Raw genomic sequence first — 19,252 nt, forward strand, 5'->3', positions numbered from 1 at the left:
GATTCTAATTACATTGTAGGAGGGAAGTACAAATGGCGGATGTCTCATACCGGCTCGGAATAGACATAGGCGGAACATTTACTGATTTATCGTTGATAAATGAAGCAACAGGGGAGCTGACTGAACTCAAGACACCCACAGTGACTGATGACCCAGCCCAAGGTATTATCAATGGGTTAAATCTTCTAAAAAAAAGAGGTGTTGATCTATCCAACATTCAATACCTCGTTCACGGAATGACAATTGGTCTTAATACATTATTGCAGCGAAAAGGAGCAGATTTAGCCCTTTTTGTGACAGAAGGATTTCAAGATATATTGTCACTTCAACGTTTACGACTACCCATTCCTTATGACTTCAATTTTCGTTTGCCAGAACCATTGATACCACGGAAGCATGTATATCCAATCTCTGAAAGGTTGATACACGATGGTACGATCAAAAAACCTCTCCATCTGCAGCAGTTAGATGATGCAGTCCAGCATGCTATATCTAAAAAGCTAGCAGGTATCGTCATTTCTTTTTTACATAGTTATCAAAACCCAGTTCATGAATTACAGGCAAAAGCCTATATCAATCATCATTATCCACAGTTAGAAGTCCTTACCTCATCTGAATTATGGCCTCAAATGAGGGAATACGAGCGTACAGTGATGTCTGTTGTTAATTTGTACATTCAACCAAAGGTGAAACAGTATTTGCAAACACTGAAAAGTCGTTTGAAGGAAGAAGGTGTACCAATTTCTCCATACATTACACAATCAAATGGTGGTTTAATGGATGCAGAAAGTGCGGCAACCTCGCCTGTGAAGACTCTCTTTTCTGGTCCGGCAGCCGGTGTCATCGGTGCGGCTAGAATTGCAGCATCATCTAGTGAACCCAACCTGATCACTTTTGATGTTGGGGGGACGAGTGCAGATATCTCGATTATTCAAAATGGAAAGCCTACAATGGCGCAATCGAATCAGCTTTCAGGCTTCCCAATTATTCTTCCATCTGTTGCGATGTATTCAATAGGAGCAGGAGGAGGTTCGGTAGCATGGATTGATCAGGGCGGACTTCTAAAAGCGGGGCCAGAATCAGTTGGCTCAAACCCGGGACCAGCTTCGTATGGAAAGGGAGAAAAAGCAGCTTTAACTGATGCGTTTCTCATATGCGGTTACCTCAACCAAGAACGTTTTGCCGGAGGACATTTACAATTACAGTTGTCTGCGGCGAAAAAGGCTTTTCAGCCAATTGCTGATCAGCTCAACAAAACGGTTGAAGAAGCGGCTGACCAGCTCATTCAAGTAGCCGTAGTCAATATGTACACAGAATTAAGCAATGTGATGGAGCAGCAAGGGTTTGACCCTAGAGATTTTAGTTTGCTGGCGTTTGGCGGAGCAGGGCCGGTTGTGGCGAATTTCCTTGCGAGAGAAATTCATGCGAAAAATGTGGTTGTTCCTCCAAGTCCGGGTACATTATGTGCGTTAGGTGCTCTGACTGCTGACTTTATTCATGATGCGGTGCTGTCGAAGAAAATATGCTTACAAGACTATTCGATCAACCAACTAAAACAAGATTATGAGAAGCTGTCGCGAAAAGCGACTGATTGGGTCAGCCAGCAAAATATTCAGCATATCAATCAGACATCCATTCTATTATTAGCAGACGCACGTTATCAGGGACAGGCATTTGAGATTGAACTGCCATTATCGATTGATTGGCTAAAGCAGGAACAAAATATCCACCAACTCATTGAAGCCTTTCACAAATTGCATCAGCGTCAATATGGTCATAGGGATGATCAGGCAAAAATCGAATTTACTCATTTACGCGTTCGAGTCATAGGCGAGACGCCTCCGCTGCCTTTTTCACCTGTTCATGAAAGCAGCGGACAGTCTTTGAAACCATATGAATATAGACGAATTTTTATTGAAGAAAAAGAATACGAAGCATCGGTTTATAACCGGGATACTCTGTCAGTAGGTTCTATTGTAAATGGGCCTGCCGTTATTGAGCAGGATGATACAACAACATTAATTTTGCCAAACTGGGCAGGCAGCATTGGTCCATCAGGTAACTTAGTGATTTCAAAGGAGGCGGCTTTACATGAGAACTGACCCAGCAAAGCTTGAGATGATGCGCAGTTATTTTAATGCGATTGCATCAGGTATGGGGCATGTTATTGAACGGACGTCATTTACGACCTTCGTTAAAGAATCTGCTGACTTTGCGACAGCATTAGCCACGCCATCTGGAGATTTCTTTGTTTATCCGAAGACAGTAGGTGTGACGATCTTTTTAGGGCTGAGTCTAAAAAAAGCGATTGAAGAAAGCGGGCCGATGCAGCCAGGAGACATTATCATCACTAATGATCCTTATACGACAGACGGTTTGGCGACTCACCTTCCAGATGTCCATATCATTAAGCCGATTTTTGTAGATGGTGAAATCGTAAGCTATGCTTGGTCTTTTGTTCATGTCAGTGATGTGGGTGGGCTTGTGCCTTCGAGTATTTCACCGACAGCAACGGATGTTCATCAAGAAGGATTAAGAATTCCGCCAGTGAAAATTTATGAAGGCGGGAAAGAGAATCAGGTCGTACGTACCTTTTTAAGAGCGAACAGCCGCGCTAGTCATCTAAATGATGGTGATATTAATGCGATGATTGCAGCAGTTAATACAGCAGATATTCGGTTAAAAGAAATGATTGAGAAATTTGGAAAATACGAAGTGAAACAAGGAATGATAGACTTGCTGAAGCAAGCCGAGGATCGTGCTGGAAAGGTCATTGAAGCTATACCGGATGGGACGAGTGAATTTGCTGATTATTTAGATGATGATATGATCTCAGACGTCCCTATTCGGTTGAAAATCAAGCTAACGATCAAAGGGAAACGGCTGACGCTCGATTTTTCTGAGTGTGACCCGCAAGTGAAAACAGCCTTTAACCTCGTTACCAATGGTCAGAAGCATTCCTTTCTTTATCAAGGATTGATTAATTACATCATTAGTAAGGATCCTTTTATACCGATTAATGGTGGAATAACGTATCCAATTGACGTGATCTCTCCTAAAGGAACGCTGGTGCATCCAGAATACCCGGCTTCTGTCGGGATTCGTCATTCGATTACGATGAGGCTGTACAATGTCGTGCTAGGCGCCATTGGTAAGCTGTTACCTGAAGCGGTGCCGGCAGCAGGTGCAGGTCAATCTGCCATTGTGGTTCTCTCAGTACCTGATGATCAAACGGGTGGCAGGAAAATGTCCGTTGTCGAACCATTAGGCGGAGGCGGTGGTGCTCAAAATGGTACTGATGGAGTGGACGGTATTGACCATTCGTCAGGCTTTTTGAAGAATACCCCAATTGAGAGTTTGGAACAGCATATTGATATTCATGTTCACCGATATGAACTTCTGCCGAATACAGGTGGAGCTGGTGAAAATCGAGGCGGACATGCGATTGGTTTGGAATTTGAAATGATAAAGCCTGAATCAATGGTGACAGCACGAGGAATGGAACGGATGAAGTTTCAGCCTTGGGGATTAATGGGCGGCCGAGCAGGATCGGTTGGTGAGGTCAAGCTGATCAAGACTAATGGTGAGAAACAAGACCAGCCCAAAATAGATGTTCTGCGACTTGAAAAAGGCGATATCGTTCAATTGATTTCACCAAGTGGAGGCGGCTGGGGGAATCCATTTGCCCGAAAGAAAGAAAAAGTCCTTCAGGAAGTGGAAGCAGGTCTATTAAGTGAAGAGAGAGCGCTGCAGCAATATGGTGTGAGAGTGTATTTAGACCAAAATAAATGGAAGATTGATGAGGAGCAGACGAGCAGGGTGCGAGAAAAGGTTGATGTTTCTGCATCTACTGACGTGTGGGATTTCGGAGAACAAAGAGCAGCTTATGAGAAAGTATGGACGGACGAAGCCAGCAGTGCGCTGGCCGTTCAGCTTCGTTCCTATCCGGCTAATGAACGTACGCACTATAAACATGCAGTTCATCAACATTTCAGTCATAGAAATGAGCCGTTAACAAAGGAAGATATTACTCAAGCACTTTGTCAATTGAATGGACAAAAAGGGGGAAATAAATCATGAATAGAAGATTAATTGCTATTTTTGCAGGTATCCTATCAATCGTTGTACTGCTGGCTGCTTGTGGTGGAAATGGAAAGGATCAAGGCAAACAGCAGCAGACTGTGATTGTTGGCGTATATGGAGGCGATTGGGAAAAGAATATCAAACCAATCCTCGAAAAGTTTGAAAAAGATACAGGAATTAAAGTGCAAACCGTCTCTGGGGCGGATTCTGAATGGTTTACAAAATTAAAAGCGTCAAATGGAAAAAATCCACCATATGACTTACTAATCTTACAGCCCGATACGATTCAAAGAGGTATCGCAGCAAACGTTCTTGCGCCTATCGATGAAGATCAAGCGCCGAATGTCAAAAAGCTTTACCGTTCTGTCCAAAAGAAGCTTACTGTTAATGGAAAACAATATGCAGCAGGCTTTAGTATGGGGCAGCTTGGAATTGCTTATAGAAAAGACCTCGTCAAGCAGGAACCAAACAGCTGGACTGACCTATGGAGCAGTCAGCTGAAAGGGAAGGTAGCCATTTCATCTCCGACTTATTCAGCCGGTTTGCAATTTTTCTCTGCACTTGTTCATGCGCAAGGGGGGACAGAATCAAATCCTAAGGATATTGATAAAGCATTTAAAAGTCTCGCGCAGTTAAAAGGTCATGTAGCTGCTTTTCCAGATAACCCAGGATCGATTCAAACTTTGTTAGAACGTGGGGATGTCGCGGCTGTTCCATATTGGGACGGGCGAGTATTTGCACTTGAAGAAGAAGGAATGGATATTGGTTTCTCATATCCGAAAGAAGGCGCTGTTGCAGCTGTTGCGAGCTGGGCTTTAACGAAGGGAAATCAGCACGAAGAAGCGGCGTACAAACTATTAAACTACTTGAGCGGAAAAGAAGCTCAGGAGGCATTCTCGGAAAAATCTTATTATGGCATGTCGAATTCTGATGTGAAATACAATGACAAGATTAAGGGGAAAGTGAAAGTTGGAGAAAATTATTACAGCAAGCTGACTTGGGTAGATTATGAAACAGCGACCTCTGAGCTTGGCAATTGGACAAATCGATGGAACGAAGTATTAGGCGGAGGAAAATAGGTGATCGCATGAGTGGAATTCATTTAGAACACATCAGTCAGCACTTCGGTGAGCAAATTGCTCTCAACGATGTCAGTCTTACGGTGAATGAGGGAGAGTTTTTCTCCCTTCTTGGTCCTAGCGGCTGCGGAAAATCAACGTTATTAAACATCATTGGCGGTTTTTTAGAACCAACAAAAGGTGTCGTCTATATTGGTGATCAGGATGTGACAGCTTTGCCGCCTTACCAAAGAAAAACAGGTATGGTCTTTCAAAGCTATGCACTTTTTCCGCATCTGACTGTATTTGATAATGTGGCGTACGGGCTAAAGGTTCAAAAGAAAAAGAAGGCGGAAATCAAAGAGAAGGTGATGGAAAGCTTGTCTCTTGTTCAATTAGAGGCATTTGCGAAACGGATGCCCCACCAATTAAGCGGTGGTCAACAGCAGCGGGTAGCGATTGCAAGAGCGCTGGCGATTCAGCCATCTGTTCTCCTTCTTGATGAACCGCTCAGCAACCTAGATGCCAAACTAAGAAAAAACATGCAGACAGAGCTGCGAAATATTCAAAGGAATGTCGGGATTACAACCATTCTTGTGACACATGATCAAGAGGAAGCCTTAAGTCTTTCTGATCGGGTTGGAATTTTAGGAGAGGGAAGAATTCAGCAGATTGGGACGCCTTTAGAGGTGTACCGCCAGCCAAACAATCGATTTGTAGCTGAATTCATCGGACAGGTGAACATCTTTGAGGCTGTGTACAATGAAGCTGATGCGGCATTTACAGTTCCGCATGTAACCCATTCAAACGGTCAGCATCTTCAGCTGCAGGCTGCGGAACATCAAGAGAAGAGGGAGAAGCAACTGCTTATGCTGCGTCCTGAAAGAATCAGCATCTCTTCTGAGCGGGAGGAAGTAAAGCCGAACCATGTATCAGGCGTGCTGTCAGATGTGAGTTATATTGGGCATTCATTACGTTTGGTTGTGGGACTTGATCATGGTGAAATTATTGTCCATGCTTCTGATGCGGCATTTCCCGAGCTGCCTGAAGTTGGAGAAACCGTCCATATCCATTGGCAGCCTGAAGATATCGTTTTCTTAGATTCGAAGGTGCATACGTGATGCGAATCAAGAAAAAGAATCAACGATTTCATTGGTTTATGCTGCTGCCAGCCTGTTTGTTTCTTATAGTATTTTTACTAGCTCCTCTGGTGATGATGCTCGTTCTCAGTTTTCGCGATGTCGATTCGATGATGAATACATTACAAACGTATAGCTTTTCTCAATATATTCATGTGTTCACGACAGATGCATATGTAAAGGCGATTGGAAGTACTGTGTGGGTGGCTTTGCAGACAACGGTGATTTGTTTATTGATGGCATACCCCGCAGCATACGTGCTCGTCAAAGCACCTAATCCGCGTCTGCGTGCATTTTTCTATATCCTACTTGTGTCGCCGCTTTTGACAAGTGTTGTGATTCGGACATTTGCATGGATTGTTCTTCTTTCGCAAAATGGTCTGATCAATGGCATGTTACTAGATTTACATGTAATTGAGAAGCCGCTCTCGATGCTGTGGAATATGAATGCGGTCATTATTGCCTATGTCCAAGTTATGCTGCCATTTGCAGTACTGCCGATCGCAACAAGCTTAACCGATATGGATCGTCACTTAAGACCGGCTTCTATGAGTCTTGGAGCTGGCCGGATTCGAACCTTTTTTCATGTCACCTTACCACTTACCATCCCAGGCATGGTGACTGGCGCGATCATCGTCTTCTCACTGGCAGCAGGAAGTTATATCACCCCGCTGTTAGTCGGCGGACGGATGCAGCCGCTGCTGCCGCTGTCAATTTATCAGCAGGTCATGCAGGTGTATAATCTGCCTCTTGCTGCCGCTATGTCCTTTACATTATTGGTTTGTGTGCTTGTGGTAGTCAGTCTATTAAGCTATTTATTGAAGCGTTGGGAGGCGAGGATGCATGCGTAAAAAGTCAATAGGTGACCGCTTGCTTTCCATCCTGATTTGGACTGCTGGGTCATTGGTTTATCTTTTTTTAACCATACCTGTTCTTGTGATCGTCCTATCTGCTTTTAGTCCAAATGCCTTTCCTGAATTTCCACCGACTTCGTTCTCCGTTCGCTGGTTTCATGAGGTCGTGTCAAATCCAGAATGGATGGAATCTCTTCGGATCAGTGTGATTCTGCTGTTCATCGTGACGCCTCTCACGGTTCTTTTAGGGACAATGGCTTCGTATGCTTTAGCAAGGCTTTCCTTTAAGGGAAAGGAGGCTGTCCAAGCTTTCATTCTGTCACCTCTCATGATTCCTCAGGTGGTGTTAGGGATTGCAATGCTTTACTTGTTTACGGCTATGGGTTTTACAGGGTCTTTGTGGGCGCTCGTCATTGGTCACGTCATCATTGGTTTTCCCTATGTGGTTCGAACGGTAGGCGTGAGTGTTTCGAATTTAGATCCGCGGCTTGAGCTGGCTTCAATGAATCTTGGCGCAGGACCCATTCGCACGTTTTTTCGAGTCACATTGCCTTTGATTAAGCCGGGAATCATTGCAGGAGGGGTGTTTTCAGCTGTGACGTCATTTGGGGAAATATCGATCAGTTTGTTCGTTTCCTCTCCTAAAACCATTACAATCCCTGTCAGGACCTTTAATTACATTGAGCAGACCTTTGATCCAAGTGTCAATGCGATATCTGTCATATTTATTATCATTTCTATCATTGCGCTGCTCATTATTGAAAAAACGATTGGTCTGTCTAAGGTGATGTAAATATAATGAAGAAACAAGGAGTTGTCATTTGAAATGACAGCTCTTTTTTTTGTTGTTTTTACAGTAAAAAAATTCATTTTTTTAGGGAATATAGTTCTTAAGATTTAAGAATTTGCGGGGAACGCAAGGAGACCTCTATCCTACATTTTCGGTCATATTTTCAAAATTTAAGGGAAAATATGAAATTTTTGCGGTATTTAGTCGATTATTTTCGGTTGAACGCAACTATTATTAGTTATTTTCGGTAAATATCGTCAATTCTCACAGGATCCCTTCGGTATAACGCATGAATCTTTACACCCATTTTTCGGTGAAAAAAACAATATTTTCATATAAAGTGGACGTAAATAGAAAATATCTAAAAGAAAAGAAGAAAAAGGCAAATCTATGGAAACATAGAGACGCAAAGCCATGTCCTAAGGTAAATGATTCTTTTTTTGCTAAGGTCGGCAGGCTACCGAATGAAAATGGGAGTCCCTCCGTTTTATTCGGGGTGGGCTCCTTTTCGGTTTAACCGTCTATTTTAATGAAATAGACTTGGTTCTTTTGATATAGAGGGTGCAGGGTGAAATTGGTGGAGAAAACATAGAAGAGGCGGAGGATGAGAATGAATACAGTTTATTACCCCTTAACACATGCGCAAAAGCGAGTATTCTACACGGAAAGATTTTATCCAGGTACAAGTATTTCTAATTTGGGTGGATTCGCCAGGTTGAGATCAGCATCTGGTCTCGATCCTTCTTTGGTCGTCGATGTGCTTCAAGCGTACATTCGACAAACTGACTCTCTTCGGCTGAGGCTCGTGTATCGAGATGAAAAGGAGGAGCCTGTTCAATATATCAAACCTTATGAAAAACAGCCGATTAGCATGGAAAAGGGCTGGAGTGAAGAGGAAGTAAGGGTTTGGGCAAACGAGCAGATTCGTGAGCCGATGCCATTGATTGACAGCCCTTTGATTGAATTTACGGTGTTTCAAATCAGTGATCAAGAGTGCTGGCTGTTCTGTAAAGCACATCATATTGTCGCGGATGGTATTTCCATCATTTTAATGGGAAATCGCATTATTGACTTATATCATGACATGCTGCAAGGAGTAGACATCTCGCCAGTTGAGGAGATTTCCTTCGTTGATCACATCATGAGTGAGCAGACCTATGAATCTTCTAAACGTTTTCAAAAAGACCAAGCTTTTTGGAATGAGCAATTTGCTCATATTTCAGACTTCGCATCTTTAAAACCGCATAAGGGATACGAGATGAGTTTGCATGCGGAGCGATTTTCAGGGGATGTTCCAGATTCTTTAAAGGAGAAGCTTCGTGTTTTTTGTGAAGAACAGAAAGTCAGTATGCTTTCGATGTTTATGTCCACTGTCTATATTTACTTACATCGCTTTAGCGGTATGGAGGATGTCGTTCTTGGAACCTTTATGGGCAACCGGACGAATGCCAAAGAAAAAAAGATGATTGGGATGTTTGTATCCACGATTCCAATGCGTGCATCTGTTCAAGGATCGCAATCGTTTCTTGATTTCGTAAAGAAGGTCATGGCAGATCAAATGAAGATCTTGCGACACCAAAAGTACCCTTACAATTTGCTCATGAATGATTTGCGGGAAAGAGAAGGGTTTACAGGACGCCTTTTTGATATTTCTTTAGAGTATCAGGTGATGCAGTGGCAGAAAAAAGAGAATCTGTCGTTCATTACTGAACCGATTTTTAGCGGGAGCGGAATGAATGATATTTCAATACATGTGAAAGACCGCTGGGATACTGATACATTGACCATTGATTTGGATTACCGTACAGATGTATTCACAGAAGAAGAAATGAGTAAGATGTTTGATCGATTCTTGATATTACTAGAAGCGGCCGTCTCTCAGCCTGATCAGCTGATCGGGACACTGCCTTTACTTTCAGCAGGTGAACATAAGGAGCTGCTGCAATTATCTGAAGGAGAATCGTTTGAAAGGCCAGCAGCAAAACCGGTTCATCACATGTTTGATGAGACAGCCAACAAATATGCAGACCGGACAGCCGTTGTAGCAGAAAATGGAACAATTACTTATGGAGAGCTGCAACAACAGGCAGAAAAGCTGGCACGTTTTTTACAAATGAAAGGTATCTCACGTGATGTGCCTGTTGCTGTTTTGATGGAGCGGAAGACAGATGCCATGGCAGCAGTCTTCGGCATACTAAAGGCTGGCGGGGCATATGTACCAATTGATCCGGCATTACCTGAGGAGCGCATTCAATTTATTGTGGAGGATTCAGGTGCTTCTATTGTGTTAACAGAGGAATCGTTCATTCAAGATTACCCAGCCCTTTCGGAAAAATTGATCGTGCAGCAGCAAATATTATTAGATGATGGCCGGCTGCCTGAGCTTGTAGATCAGACGGCGCCGGATGATTTAGCCTACATGATTTATACATCGGGTACAACTGGAAAGCCGAAGGGCGTCATGATTGAGCATCTTCAGCTTCATCATTTGGTCCATGCTTTGCATCATGAGATTTATCAAGGGGCGAATGAGCTACAAATGGCGCTTCTAGCCCCATTCCATTTCGATGCATCGGTCAAACAAATCTTTGCTGCCCTTTTATTTGGACATACGCTTCATATCATCCCGCGAGAAACGACGAGAAATGGCATGCAGCTAGCGGCTTATTACAGAAAACATCAAATTGAAGCGGCAGATGGAACACCGGCGCATGTGCAGCTTTTACTTGCTGCGGATTTGGACGGGCTGTCATTGACGCACATGTTGATTGGGGGAGAAGCGCTGCCTGCGAAAGCAGCACGTTCACTCATTGAAGCAGTTCGTATGAGTCAGCCTGATTTTACTCTGTGGAATGTGTATGGTCCAACTGAGACGTGTGTGGATGCGGCGGTGCATCGTCTAGATCTCAGTGAGCTGAGCGAATCCACTGAACAGCGCTATGTGACGATTGGAAAACCGCTTGGTCATCATCGTATTTATATTTTAAATGAATATGATCAATTACAGCTGCATGGGGCAGCAGGAGAACTGTGCATTGCCGGTATAGGTGTTGGGCGAGGCTATGTGAATCAGCCTGAATTGACGGAGAAGGTATTCACAGCAGACCCGTTTTCTCCGCATGAGCGGATGTATCGAACGGGGGATCTAGTCAGATGGCTTCCGGATGGCACGATTGATTATCTTGGCAGAATGGACGATCAAGTGAAAATAAGGGGTTACCGGATAGAAACAGGCGAGATTGAAGCTGTGATGGAGCAGGTAGATGGAGTTGATAAGGCTGTCGTGCTAGTGGTTGACGAAGCGGATGGAGAAAAGGCGTTAAGTGCTTATTATCAAGCTCGTCATGAAGGTGTGTCTGTTGACATGCTGCAAGCGGCTATCAAACATCAGCTTCCAGCGTACATGATGCCTCTTTATTTCAAACAGCTCGATGCTTTTCCACTCACAGTCAGCGGCAAAGTCGACCGTCGTGCACTTGCTGCATTAAAAGGTGATAGAGCGGTACATGCTGTTTATACGGCACCTAGAAACGATATAGAAACGAAGCTTGTTCATTTGTGGGAAGACATTCTAGATCAAGAGAAGATCGGTGTGTATGATTCTTTCTTCGATCGAGGCGGGCATTCGCTCAAAGCGATGACCGTACTTACCAAGGTTCAGCGAGACTTTGAAGTGGAGGTGCCGCTCTCCGTTTTATTTGAACAGCAGACAATTGCTGCTCTAGCTGCTTATATTGAGCAAGCAGAAAGGTCTTCTGAAACGGTGATACCAAAAGCGCCGGCTGCTGATCATTATCCATTGTCGCCTCCACAGCAGCGCGTCTATATGGTGAGTCAATTGGAGCAAAGCACTGCATATCATATGCCTGCTGTTGTGAGGTTAAAAGGAACTCTGCAGCTTGAGAAGCTGACTGAAGCCTTTGACAGGCTGATCTCACGTCACGATATGCTGCGTACTTCTTTTCATACGATAAAAGGTGTTCCTCGTCAGCGGATTGTTTCATCAGTGTCCTTTCAAATAGAACAGCTGACAGGCGGTACGGTGGAAGAAAACATGCAGCAATTTGTCAGACCTTTTGATCTTGAGTGTGCACCGCTTCTTCGAATTGGTTTGCAGTCATTGCATGATCAGGAGCATTTGCTCTTTTTCGATATGCATCATTTGATTTCAGATGGTCTTTCGATCGATTTGATGCTGCGTGAGCTGTCAGATGCTTACGAGGGATCGGTTAAAGCACCATTGAAGCTTCAATATCAAGATTATGCTGTTTGGCAACAGCACCAAGGCTTTCAAAAAGAAGAGGCATTTTGGCTGCAAGAATTTTCGGGTGATATTCCGGCTTTACAGCTGCTGACTGATTATCAGCGTCCAGCTGTCCAGTCTTTCGCAGGTGATCGTGTCATCAAAGAAATAGATGAAGCGTTAAAGAATCAATTACAGGAGCTTGCAGCAAACCATCACACGACACTGTATACGGTCTTGCTTTCTGCTTACTATACATTGCTTGCCAAATATACAGGTCAAAAGGAATTTGTGGTCGGAACACCGGCGGCAGGGCGTGTGCATACAGATTTGAATGACATGATCGGTATGTTTGTCCAGACACTTGCTTTGCGGTCTGAGGTAGATCCGAATGGAAGCATGTCTCAGCTGATTGAGCAAGTAAAGAAAAAGACAATGCAGGCATTTGAGCATCAGCAATATCCATTTGAACGGCTGCTTGAAAAGCTGAATGTGCCAAGAGATTTTAGCCGTCATCCATTGTTTGACACCGTCTTTACACTCGCGCCGGATCATGGAGCAGCCCAGCATATTGGAGACATGCTGGTCGAGGTTGAAGAAACCAATTTCCATATTGCGAAATTTGATTTAACACTGCAAGCGATGGAGTCCGATCAAGGTTTATCCTTTGTACTTGATTACAGTACGGCGCTATTTAAACGAAGTACGGCAGAGCAGATGATGAAACATTATGTTTATCTGCTGGAGCAAATGGTTCAAGCGCCGCAGGAAGCTATTCAATCCTATCGATTACTGTCTGAACAAGAAGCAGAAGCTCAGTTAAATAGGTGGAATCCGTTACCTTCGCCTTATCCAGCAGAAGAAACCATTGTGACGCAGTTTGAAAAACAGGTGCAGCAGCATGGTCATCAGCCTGCATTGCAATGTGAAGATGTGGTTCTTTCTTATCAAGAGCTGAATGACCGAGTGAATCAGCTGGCTCATTATTTGCGTGAAACTGGTTTTGAAAAAGGGATGAAAGCGGCCCTATTCTTTGAACGTTCCAATGAAATGGTGCTCTCTGTTTTGGCTGTGCTTAAGGCTGGCGGTGTCTATGTACCAATTGACCCCGATTTCCCTGATGAGCGCGTGAAGTACTTTTTAACAGACAGCGGTGCACAATTCTTACTGACACATCAAGTGCTGCGCCATCGCTCGGTGCTCACTGCATTTGAGGGAACCATCATAGAAACAGAAGATCAAGCGATTGCTCAGCAGTCAGACAGCCCTATAGATGCTCATATTTTACCTGAGGACTTGGCGAATTTGACCTATACATCAGGTACAACCGGTAAGCCTAAAGGAAATATGGTGACACACCGGAACATTTTGAGAACGGTGAAGCAATCGAATTATCTCACCATTCATCCTGAAGACACGGTGATGAGCCTCTCAAACTATGTATTTGATGCCTTTATGTTTGATGTGTTTGGTGCATTATTAAACGGAGCGAAACTCATTGTTCTGCCAAAGGATCATATTTTAAACATGAATAAGCTTTCTGGAGCGATTGAGAAGGAAAAAGTCAGTATTTTAATGATCACAACAGCTCTTTTTCACTTACTCATCGACATGAAAAAAGACAGCCTGAAAAACGTAAGAAAAGTGCTGTTTGGCGGAGAACGTGCTTCTGTGCCTCATGTAGTGACTGCACTTGAGACAGTTGGGAAAGACAAGCTTGTTCATATGTACGGACCTTCTGAGAGCACAATTTTCACCACATATTATCCTGTGAATCATATTGAGAAGCAGGCGTTATCCATCCCAATCGGAAAGCCAGTGAGTCAAACGGCTGTTTATATTGTAGATGAGTTTGGACATGTTCAGCCGCCGGGTGTGGCGGGAGAGCTATGTGTCGCTGGTGATGGACTGGTGAAAGGATATTATAAGCAGCCAGAACTAACAAGCGAAAAGTTTGTCAACAATCCTTTCCGCCCTGGAGAGACCATGTATAAAACGGGCGATCTTGCGCGCTGGCTGCCGAATGGAGATATTGAATTCATTGGACGGATCGATCATCAAGTGAAGATTCGCGGACAGCGTATCGAGCTTGGGGAAATTGAACACCAGCTGCTGCGGCATCCTCAGGTGAAGGAAGCTGTCGTCATTGCTGCTCCGAATGACACGTTATGTGCGTATTTCACAGCAGAAGGATCTGTCTCATTAACTGATTTGCGCGAGCAAGCAGGACGTGAACTGCCTGTATATATGATGCCGGCATTTTTCATGCAATTAGACGAGCTTCCTTTGACGAATAATGGCAAGGTCGATAGGCGGGCGCTGCCGGCACCTGATCTCAGTGAGCAGGGGGCAAATGAATACACCTCTCCTCAAACAGAAACAGAGCGTCTGCTGGCGAACATTTGGGAGGAAGTTCTTGAAGTGCCGCGAATCGGCAGGCACGATCATTTCTTTGAATGCGGGGGCCATTCGCTGCGCGGCATGAAAATGCTGAATAGGCTGTATGAAGAGATGCAGGTGGAGCTCTCTTTGAAGTCTTTATTTGAATCCCCAACATTAGAAGCGTTCGCCCTTGCAGTTGATCAAGCGGATCAAACGGAGATCAAGCGAGTAGAAGTTGCCAAAGAGGCGGCCTATTATCCAGTGACATCTGCTCAGAAAAGACTGTTTGTTTTGGAGAAAATGACTGATGCGGAGCAAAGCTATCATATGCCGGCTGCCTTAAAGCTAGAAGGCGCCTTTGATGAAAAACGATTTGAAAAGGCAATTGATCAGCTAGTCCAACGTCATGAAGCTTTCCGAACGAGCTTTGATTTTGTTGAGAATGAACCTGTTCAACGGATTGAAACAAATGTCTCTATAGACATTGAAAAAATTGAACAGAACGGCCGAGACATACAGGAATTGATGAATGACTTTATCAGGCCATTTGATGTAGAAAAAGCGCCTTTACTCAGAATAGGGCTGGTTTCTGTCTCCGTAAATGTCCATTATTTACTGATTGACATGCATCATATCATTTCAGATGGTGCGTCTGTTGGCATTTTAATTGAGGAGCTATCAGCCCTGTATCGAGGAGACAAACTAGAGGAATTACCTGTTCAATATAAGGATTATGCAGTTTGGTCAAAAAGTGAGGCATCTGCTGCTCAAAAAGCAGCTGAAGAGGCATTCTGGCTGGATCAATTAGAAGGGGAACTGCCTGTACTGGCACTGCCGGAAGACCTGCCAAGGCCAAAAGTGCAAACATTCGCAGGAGATCGTGTCTCATTTACAATCGAAGGTTCGCTTAAAGCGAAATTGGACCAACTCGTTAGAGCGCTCAACAGTACGACTTATACAGTCCTGCTTGCTGGCTACAGTATTCTTTTAAGCAAGCTTTCAAGACAAGAGGATATCATCATTGGTTCTCCGGTTATTGGCAGAACCCATCCTGATATTCAATCTGTGATCGGCATGTTTGTGAACACGCTGGCACTTAGAACAAGACCAGCAGGACATCAGACAGCTGCTGAATTTGCGTCAAATGTTCATCAGCTTGTGTTAGAGGCAAACGAGCATCAGCTGTACCCATTTGAAGAATTGGTAGATCAGGTGCAAACGGTTCGAGATACAAGCCGCCATCCAATTTTTGACGTTGTATTCTCAATGGAAAATGCGGATATTCGTGATTTATCAATGGATGGGCTTCACATTGTTCCAGAACCATTCGAAGAGAAGATCGCCAAATTTGATTTGACCTTAACTGGAAACGAATCCGCAGATCAAATTGAGCTCGTGTTTGATTTTAATTGTTCTATCTTTCAAAAGACGTCAATTGAAAAGTGGAAAGAATATTTCCTTCATTTGCTGGAACAAATGGTGTCAGCACCAGATCAATCGTTAGATCAAATGCAATTATTGTCACCACAGCAGCAGCAAAAACAGCTGAACGAATGGTCAGGTCCTGTTCTAGACGTCCCGTCAGATCAAACCGTTCATGCCCTGATTAAGGCTAAGGCGCTTGAAGCACCGCACCAAAAAGCAGCGGTCTTCTGCGGAACGAGCTGGACGTATGATGAGCTGAACCATCGGGCGAATGTAGTCGCTTCAAGACTCATCACAAACGGCACAAAACCAGGCGACCGCGTCGGCATTCTCACTCGTCCGTCCCTTGATATGACGGCAGCTGTTCTTGGCGTTCTCAAGGCAGGTGCGGCATTCGTTCCAATTGATGCAGACTATCCAGCGCAGCGTATTGCCTACATGCTGGAAGACTGCGGGGCAGAGGTACTTCTGATGCAAAAAGGGCTCACTGCACCACCTTCATTTACAGGTCATGTGTTGTTCATAGAAGATGCGGTAGAAGGAGAAGCTCACGAGATTCAGGTTCATATCAAACCAACGGATCTCGCTTATATGATTTACACGTCCGGGACGACAGGACAGCCGAAGGGTGTCATGGTCGAGCACCAGTCCCTTGTGAATCTTGCATTTTGGCACAATGATGCGTTCCAAGTGACGAAAGACGATCGAACTGCGAAATATGCTGGCTTTGGCTTTGACGCCTCCATTTGGGAGATGTTCCCGACGTGGCTCGCCGGCGCAGAGCTGCACATTATCGACGAAGCGATTCGTCTTGATATGATCAAGCTCAATGCGTATTTCAATAAAGAAGACATCACCATTGCCTTCCTGCCAACGCAGTTATGTGAGCAGTTTATGTCAATGGATAACCATTCTCTGCGTTATTTACTAACAGGCGGAGATAAGCTGAAACAGGTAAAGCCGGTTCCATACAAACTAGTGAATAACTACGGTCCGACTGAAAATACAGTCGTAGCGACAAGCGGAATGATCGATCCAGAAAAAGGCACGATTCCGATAGGAACAGCGATTGCCAATACACGTTTTTACATCATGGGTTCGTTATACGACCTGTCGCCGCCAGGCGTACCCGGTGAGCTCGTGATTGCAGGAAAAGGACTGGCGAGAGGCTACTGGAAACTTCCAGAGGAAACTGACAAACGATTTGTCCCAGATCCATTTTATCCAGGCGAGCGCATGTACCGCACAGGCGATTTAGTGAAATGGACAGAGGACGGCGAGCTGATCTATCTCGGCAGAATAGACCATCAGGTCAATATCCGCGGTTTCCGTATTGAGCTGTCAGAAATTGAAGCGCAGCTTTTGACGCTGGATTCGGTGAAAGAAGCGGTCGTGACAACGGTCAAAGATGCGGGTGATCAGGACACCCTTACCGCTTACGTGATCACGGAGAACGATACAGAGGACTTAAAAGAAAGCCTGAAACGCACACTGCCTGAATACATGGTGCCATCATGGATCATAAAGCTAGACCGATTTCCAATGACGGCCAATGGAAAAGTCGATCTCAAAGCATTGCCAGCACCTGATATCGAAGCGAATCAAACGGTATACGAAGCACCAAGAGACGAAGTGGAAACACTGCTTTGCGGCATTTGGGAAGATGTCCTTGGCGTCAGCCAAGTCGGCATTCACGATCACTTCTTCTTCCTTGGCGGAGATTCCATTAAAGGCATCCAAATGGCAAGCAGACTCACGCAAGCGGGCTGGAAACTCGATATGAAACTTCTATTCCAGTACCCAACGATTGCGGAGCTGCGCCCATATATTGAAGAAGCCGATCTTCTCACAGCCGACCAATCACCTGTCGAAGGAGAAGCCATTTTAACACCGATTCAGCGCTGGTTCTTTGAACGAAACTTTACGAATCAGCACCATTGGAACCAATCGATGATGCTTCATGCGCCAAATGGTTTAAATGAGAAAAACGTTCAGCAAGTACTGGAACAGCTCGTGATTCATCATGATGCCTTGCGAATGGTGTATCCGCTCGAAGAAGGGCGCGTCATCCAGCGTCATCGAGGAATCGAGGAAAATAATGTGGCAATTGATGTGGTGGAAGTAACAGGAGAGCTGTCGCAGCAAATCCAGCAGGTAGAAAAGCTGGCAAATGAAGTGCAGGCGAGTATATCGCTAGCAGACGGGCCTTTAGTGAGACCTGCCATTTTCCGAACGGATCAAGGGGATCATTTATTGCTGGCTGTACACCATCTTGTCATTGATGGTGTGTCATGGCGCATTTTCCTTGAAGATTTCATGGCTCTTTATGAACAGTCGAAGCGCGGGGAAACTCTTACCCTTCCTGAAAAAACACACTCCTTCCAAGAATATGCCCAGAAGCTGACTGAATACGCTGTGTCAGATGAGCTGCTATCGGAAAGAGGTTATTGGAAAAAGGTGCTTGCGCATTCCGTTCCTCCACTTCAAAAGGATCATGTCACGGAGGATCAACGAATGCTTCATACACAGACCATTCGTTTTACATTGTCTGAAGAGGAAACACGCAGTCTGTTGACGGATGTACATGAAGCCTACCAAACAGAAATCAATGATATTTTGCTGACGGCATTAGGGTTGTCCATGAAAGAGTGGACAGGTGAAGACAGGCACTTTATTCATCTTGAAGGACACGGGAGAGAGGACATCCTTCCTGCAGTCAATGTATCACGGACCATCGGCTGGTTTACTAGTATGTATCCTGTGTTATTGGATATGTCGCATGCAGACGATCTTTCTTATCAGATCAAGTATTTAAAAGAGGAACTCAGACACATTCCGAACAAGGGCATCGGCTATGGCGTTTTAAAATACTTAACACCTGACAAGATGAAGGACGATATCGATTTTCAAGTCACACCAGATATCAGCTTTAACTATCTTGGTCAGTTTGATGAACAGATCGGCGGCGGTGAATTGAGGCGTTCTCCATGGCATGCAGGACAATCGCTGAGCCCTGAATCTGAGAAACCTCATGCGCTGGATATTGTTGGTTTCGTAGAACAAGCAATGCTCCATGTGACGATTTCCTATCATCACCTTGAATTCGAAGAACGTACGATCGAACAGTTCAAGGAACTCTTAGAAAAGAATGTGAAGGCACTGATCTCACATTGTCTATCACAGGATGAGAGTCAGATCACACCTAGTGATGTGGGGGATGAGGATCTCACCATGGACGAACTTGAAAAGCTAATGGATCTATTTTAAGCAAAAATGAA

7 protein-coding genes and 1 riboswitch are annotated in these 19,252 nt (G+C 44.5%); all 7 genes read left to right on the plus strand.

The genetic code is table 11. The annotated features are described in order from the left end of the window. Positions 1 to 32 precede the first annotated feature (32 nt). The 7 genes from MHH65_RS01950 (at position 33) to MHH65_RS01980 (ending at position 19,241) form a co-directional block, all read left to right on the plus strand. Positions 33 to 2,102: a hydantoinase/oxoprolinase family protein gene (locus MHH65_RS01950; RefSeq protein ID WP_342497886.1), complete on the plus strand. Its 2,070-nt coding sequence runs from the start codon at positions 33 to 35 to the stop codon at positions 2,100 to 2,102. Next, the gene (locus tag MHH65_RS01955) at positions 2,092 to 4,080 is read left to right on the plus strand and encodes a hydantoinase B/oxoprolinase family protein (RefSeq protein WP_098677312.1); all 1,989 of its coding nucleotides are present in this window, start codon (positions 2,092 to 2,094) and stop codon (positions 4,078 to 4,080) included. The genes MHH65_RS01950 and MHH65_RS01955 overlap by 11 nt, the downstream gene beginning before the upstream one ends. Then, entirely contained in the window at positions 4,077 to 5,162 is a 1,086-nt protein-coding gene (locus tag MHH65_RS01960) for an ABC transporter substrate-binding protein (RefSeq protein WP_070326677.1), read from the plus strand. The genes MHH65_RS01955 and MHH65_RS01960 overlap by 4 nt, the downstream gene beginning before the upstream one ends. A gap of 8 nt (positions 5,163 to 5,170) precedes the next feature. Next, the gene (locus MHH65_RS01965) at positions 5,171 to 6,262 is read left to right on the plus strand and encodes an ABC transporter ATP-binding protein (RefSeq protein ID WP_098677311.1); all 1,092 of its coding nucleotides are present in this window, start codon (positions 5,171 to 5,173) and stop codon (positions 6,260 to 6,262) included. After that, complete coding sequence (locus MHH65_RS01970) at positions 6,262 to 7,131, plus strand: ABC transporter permease (RefSeq protein ID WP_034283317.1); 870 nt, start codon at positions 6,262 to 6,264, stop codon at positions 7,129 to 7,131. The genes MHH65_RS01965 and MHH65_RS01970 overlap by 1 nt, the downstream gene beginning before the upstream one ends. Beyond that, positions 7,124 to 7,927 carry an ABC transporter permease gene (locus MHH65_RS01975; RefSeq protein WP_335351045.1) on the plus strand — a complete coding sequence of 268 codons (804 nt, stop codon included), beginning with the start codon at positions 7,124 to 7,126 and terminating at the stop codon, positions 7,925 to 7,927. Before MHH65_RS01970 ends, MHH65_RS01975 begins: the two co-directional genes overlap by 8 nt. Positions 7,928 to 8,295: 368 nt before the next feature. Next, positions 8,296 to 8,389, plus strand: a riboswitch (cyclic di-GMP riboswitch). A gap of 145 nt (positions 8,390 to 8,534) precedes the next feature. Further along, positions 8,535 to 19,241, plus strand: a complete 10,707-nt coding sequence (locus MHH65_RS01980) for a non-ribosomal peptide synthetase (protein ID WP_268414327.1) — start codon at positions 8,535 to 8,537, stop codon at positions 19,239 to 19,241. The last annotated feature ends 11 nt before the right edge of the window (positions 19,242 to 19,252 follow it).

The sequence above is a fragment of the Bacillus sp. FSL L8-0654 genome (genome assembly GCF_038629965.1).
Classification (GTDB): Bacteria; Bacillota; Bacilli; order Bacillales; family Bacillaceae; genus Bacillus; species Bacillus safensis.

Excerpts from the sequence above, each read along its gene's own strand:
- MHH65_RS01965 (WP_098677311.1), top strand. The coding sequence starts at position 5,171 with ATGAGTGGAATTCATTTAGAACACATCAGTCAGCACTTCGGTGAGCAA.
- MHH65_RS01975 (WP_335351045.1), top strand. The coding sequence starts at position 7,124 with ATGCGTAAAAAGTCAATAGGTGACCGCTTGCTTTCCATCCTGATTTGG.
- MHH65_RS01970 (WP_034283317.1), top strand. The coding sequence starts at position 6,262 with ATGCGAATCAAGAAAAAGAATCAACGATTTCATTGGTTTATGCTGCTG.
- MHH65_RS01955 (WP_098677312.1), top strand. The coding sequence starts at position 2,092 with ATGAGAACTGACCCAGCAAAGCTTGAGATGATGCGCAGTTATTTTAAT.
- MHH65_RS01980 (WP_268414327.1), top strand. The coding sequence starts at position 8,535 with ATGAATACAGTTTATTACCCCTTAACACATGCGCAAAAGCGAGTATTC.
- MHH65_RS01950 (WP_342497886.1), top strand. The coding sequence starts at position 33 with ATGGCGGATGTCTCATACCGGCTCGGAATAGACATAGGCGGAACATTT.
- MHH65_RS01960 (WP_070326677.1), top strand. The coding sequence starts at position 4,077 with ATGAATAGAAGATTAATTGCTATTTTTGCAGGTATCCTATCAATCGTT.